Origin of the sequence: Gilliamella sp. BG1 (assembly GCF_046635625.1) — a bacterium.
GTDB classification, from domain to species: Bacteria; Pseudomonadota; Gammaproteobacteria; order Enterobacterales; family Orbaceae; genus Gilliamella; species Gilliamella bombi.
In genome coordinates this window covers 1-3898 of sequence record NZ_JBIDFG010000037.1, presented here as the reverse complement: position 1 = coordinate 3898, position 3898 = coordinate 1, and the positions used below count along the sequence as shown (strand labels likewise).

The 3898-nt window shown below is 29.1% G+C and carries 6 protein-coding genes and 2 pseudogenes; 6 read left to right on the top strand and 2 right to left on the bottom strand.

Annotated elements, in window-relative coordinates:
- Window positions 1-398 (bottom strand): SMI1/KNR4 family protein (locus tag ACGH80_RS11575; protein WP_411631199.1); only part of this gene is annotated, 398 nt, incomplete at its 3' end.
- Window positions 399-550: 152 nt separating this feature from the next.
- Window positions 551-931: a hypothetical protein gene (locus tag ACGH80_RS11570; RefSeq protein WP_065608882.1), complete on the bottom strand. Its 381-nt coding sequence runs from the start codon at window positions 929-931 to the stop codon at window positions 551-553.
- A 148-nt stretch (window positions 932-1079) separates the two neighbouring features.
- Between ACGH80_RS11570 and ACGH80_RS11565 the strand changes: the two are divergent.
- The 6 genes and pseudogenes from ACGH80_RS11565 to ACGH80_RS11540 form a co-directional block, all read left to right on the top strand.
- Window positions 1080-1439, top strand: a pseudogene (locus ACGH80_RS11565) (DDE-type integrase/transposase/recombinase); the annotation flags it as partial.
- Between the two features lie 204 nt (window positions 1440-1643).
- A complete protein-coding gene (locus ACGH80_RS11560; protein WP_411631197.1) occupies window positions 1644-1952 on the top strand; it encodes a hypothetical protein in 309 nt (102 codons plus the stop codon).
- A 108-nt stretch (window positions 1953-2060) separates the two neighbouring features.
- Window positions 2061-2222, top strand: a complete 162-nt coding sequence (locus ACGH80_RS11555; protein ID WP_167370119.1) for a hypothetical protein — start codon at window positions 2061-2063, stop codon at window positions 2220-2222.
- Window positions 2223-2369: 147 nt separating this feature from the next.
- Window positions 2370-2642, top strand: a complete 273-nt coding sequence (locus tag ACGH80_RS11550; RefSeq protein ID WP_085166111.1) for a hypothetical protein — start codon at window positions 2370-2372, stop codon at window positions 2640-2642.
- Window positions 2643-2765: 123 nt separating this feature from the next.
- Window positions 2766-2954: pseudogene (locus tag ACGH80_RS11545) on the top strand (RHS repeat-associated core domain-containing protein); the annotation flags it as partial.
- 316 nt (window positions 2955-3270) lie between these two features.
- Window positions 3271-3531: a hypothetical protein gene (locus tag ACGH80_RS11540; protein ID WP_411631195.1), complete on the top strand. Its 261-nt coding sequence runs from the start codon at window positions 3271-3273 to the stop codon at window positions 3529-3531.
- Window positions 3532-3898: the final 367 nt, after the last annotated feature.

Sequence of the window (3898 nt, the reverse complement as noted above, 5' to 3'; positions counted from 1 at the left end):
TTTAGAGTATCGTCCCATTCTAGTCTGAGATATTGATATATCGCACCAGTATTAATATTTATACACAAAAAACCATTACTGTAATCAAGAGCAAAAGGCAATAATTCTTTAGGTAAGTTTTCGTTATCCCAAAATTTCGAAGCTGTTCCTTCTATCAAAAAATCCGGATCATTTCTAAAATCTTTGTTATATTTTATTGGAATAAATATTGAGATTTGGAGTTTATATGGAGGGACAGTTGTTTTCCAAATATCTTTATATACCATTCCGCCATTGCAATTAAGATATAGCTCTTTTAAAGAGTTTGGAATCGTAATACCTAGCTTATTCTCACAAGCATGTAAGTCACCAATAGATATTTTTTTCTCACATTTATAAAAATTATCTTTATTAAGCATATTCTTTTCCTAAATATATTTCATATTTAATTAACAGCCTTTGTTTGTTGATCTCGGTTTTCTACCTGTTAATTACCATTTTCTCTGTGATTTTTTAGCTGTTTCAGATAAAATATGACGTGTTTATTTTCGATATATATAGTTAAATAAAACTAAGATTCATATAAATAATATAAATCTTCTGTTAAATATAGAATTTCTTTTTTATTATTGGTCGAAATTGGTGAAATCAAAAATTCTCGCATATCGCTAATATTTATTGATTTTTGAATAAAATTTAACAGTTCACTTTTTGAAACTTTAAACATTTCTCCTTTTATTATTATTTTTTTCCCCTTGTAAGAAATTAATTTATGTGCAATATAATATTTTTCCTTTGTAAAATAAGGGATTAAATTATCAAAGCAGGTTGTATATAATAGTAAATTTCCTGTATGTATAATATTTAACATACTCAGAAAAATATCATTCTTCTCAAAGTCCGAAATAATTTCTTTATTGATTAGGTGTTTAAATAAATAATTATTTTTCATTATTTAATTTTCGCAAAAAAATGGACAAAAGTCGCCTTTATGATATAAACAAAAATCATAGAAGACAAATATCACGGTCAAAAAATTTAGCATCGAATTCAAATAACAATCAGCGGATTATGACGATAGAAAAAAACAAAAGAACTGAAATCGCATAAACCGCCATTTAGTGTGTAATACATTAAAACAAGCCTTATTTTGGCGTCATTTTCCTAAAAATGTACTCATTCATAGTGACCAAGGAAGCCAATATTGCAGTGCTGATTTCAAGCAATTATTGTTACAATATGGGCTAAGGCAAAGCATGAGTCGAAGAGGAAACTGCTTTGATAATGCGGTTGTTGAAAGTTTTTTTCATACATTCAAAACACACATTATTCATGACTGTTACTACAAAACGAGGAAGCAGGCTAATAAAGCACTATTTGAATATATTGAAATCTATTATAATCGGATACGCCGTCATTCAGCCAATGGCTGGATATTGCCGCAGCAATATGAACAATAATTTTACCAAAAAACAAAATGATATAGGTGTGTACTGTCTAATTTTTTGCAAAGATCAATTATTACTTAGATAAAAGATATATCTAAGAAAAATGTTCAGCATAGAATAAATCGAAATACTAACTGGTGGCAGAGATTAACGCAAAGTGAACTTGGTGAGTTCAAAAATATATTTGATGATTATGTGAAGTTTTAGGGAGAAAAAATGTATTTATTAGAACCTATAAATCCTTCAGGAACCGTGAATCAATTCCATATTGATATCTCTGAAGATGGGTTAATGATTTATGAGTCATGTATTAACTATGTCTTAGATAATTGTAGTGATAAAGATATTTACATATTTACTGGTTGCGAGAATAAGGAAGCTTTAAAAGAAATACAAAAAAATATTATAACTATTTTATATTATTATGCCGCAAAGGATTTGTTGCTACCTCGATATATTGATCCCCAGAACAGGTATGTAGATACAAATGAATTATCATGGAAAGGAATAGATATAAACAGATAAATAAATAGATTAGTATTTATATATGAAATTGTGGACATACCACTATGCATCTAATGGATTGACTTGGGTGGATTGTAAGGACTGTCATTAGTTACAGCTAGACGAAGGATGGGATCAGTAGAATATCAAAAAATGGTAGATAGCGATAAAGTATTACGAAGTATAACAGGAACAACTCATGTGGCTTATCATGCAGATGTTAATGCTTTTGGTAAACAAGCAAAAATGGAGTTTTATATGTTGGATTTGATATTTTTAAAAAATTTATAACTCCTTCAAATGAAAGATGGGCAAAAAAATAGGATTAAATTGTTTAGAAGGCTTAGCGTAAAGTAAAGGATTTCTTGTGCCTGAAATGCCTAAAGCAAGTAACATTCGTGTTAAGATAGAAAAAATTAATGTAAAAATACAATCAAAATGTTAAATAAATTTAAATTTTGGATATCTAAAAATACTAACTACTCTTCTGATTATCATCAAAATGATTTATCAGAAAGTATCGTTATCGATTTTGAAAATGATATTTATATTGCCCGATTTACTGTTTGGGATGATTTAAGTTGTATGTCCGAAATAGTAGATTTAAATACTGATCAATTTAAAATTAATAAAAGGAATGAATTTACTTCATTTGATGAATTGCTATCTATATTTAGAATTTTTTCAGATTATTTAAATATAAAAAATTAAAATATATTTCTACACATTTATATTATTAAAGATTTTATTGGATATCATTAACCATTGAAAAGACGGAATAAGAATGATTCAGGAATTGAAAACAAATCAGTAAAATAGAATCATCAGATATCAGGGGAAATATTAGACAGAAAGACTGGCTTACATTACAATACTTTCAGGTATTATGATCCGGATATAGGTAGATTTACTCAGCCGGACCCGATTGGGTTGCTGGGTGGATTTAATCTGTATCAGTATGCGCCTAATGGGTTGACTTGGATTGATCCGTGGGGGTTAATAAAATGTGGCCTTACAGGGAAGAAAGTTGGCAATGCAACTAACTTACCTGTCATTAAGCGTGGTAGCCCTGAATGGAAGAAAGCAATTGAAATAATTCAGAGAGGTGGTAAATCCAATTTTAGAGTGAAGGATAAAGCTACTGCTGAACAACTGTTAAAAGATGCTAGAGGAAAGATAGAGATTCAGCCTACTTACTCTGAAATTCAATACAAAAAAGGTTATGAACATCACCCTAATGAATCGCATACAATAAATGCACCAGAGAATAATATACCCCACATAAAATGGAAGGATTGGAGTTTGGGGAAAAAATCTGGTGGAGCTGGGCATATATTTTATGAATAAAAAATTATTAGCCATTGATGAAAAAAAATATCCTATTGCATGGAGATTTAATTCTAAAGATTGCTTACTATCTTTTGATGAAAAAAGACAGATTATTTTTCTTGATACAGAGGAGTCTAGTAATTTTTGGGATGTGACATTCCCATTTAATCATTTAATGCAAATGCATTCATCATTTTGTTCTGTTATAGAAAAAATTAATTTAGATTTTGATCATCCTAACGAATCTTCTTTATTTCCAAAAATAAATTAACAGGCATTTCGTTTGCTTTTTTCTTTTTTGGAAAAAAATCGAGTGCTATTGTACCAGTGGAGATTTTTGTAAAATCATGGGATGATTTTTTTTACCCAAGTGATGAAACAAGTATTCTTTTAATTCCCAATAGAAATAAAATGATTTTCTCTTATGAAAAAACATTTTTTTACGCAAATATACCTTTTAATAAAGGTTCAGAAAATACCAGTTGTTAATGTTACCAACTTTATTTTGGCAGATTATAGTTAAGTAAAACTGATCCTCGCCAAAATATTAGACAGTGCCCGCCTCTATCATTTTTTCGTTTTGGTAATATTGTTGTTCATATTGTTCAAGTGATACCCAGCCATTGGCTGAATGACGG